Origin of the sequence: Paenibacillus farraposensis (assembly GCF_020736845.1) — a bacterium.
GTDB classification, from domain to species: domain Bacteria; phylum Bacillota; class Bacilli; order Paenibacillales; family Paenibacillaceae; genus Paenibacillus; species Paenibacillus farraposensis.
Map to the genome: position 1 here is coordinate 1 of NZ_JAFFQR010000089.1, position 322 is coordinate 322.

Sequence of the window (322 nt, forward strand, 5' to 3'; positions counted from 1 at the left end):
GCCATGAAGGACTCGAACCTTCGACACCCTGATTAAAAGTCAGGTGCTCTACCAACTGAGCTAATGGCTCTTAAATGGCAGGGGATATAGGATTTGAACCACTGAACTCGTAAGAGAACAGATTTATAGTCTGCTGCGTTTGGCCACTTCGCTAATCCTCCATATATGGTGCCGGCGAGAGGACTTGAACCCCCAACCTACTGATTACAAGTCAGTTGCTCTACCAGTTGAGCTACACCGGCATATTAAGTTAAATGGCGGAACTGACGGGATTCGAACCCGCGATCTCCTGCGTGACAGGCAGGCATGTTAGGCCTCTACA

The 322-nt window shown here is 49.1% G+C and carries 1 tRNA gene; it reads right to left on the reverse strand.

Annotation, left to right across the window (positions count from 1 at the left end):
• Window positions 1–166 precede the first annotated feature (166 nt).
• A tRNA-Thr gene (locus tag JO375_RS14795) sits at window positions 167–242 on the reverse strand.
• Between the last annotated feature and the right edge of the window lie 80 nt (window positions 243–322).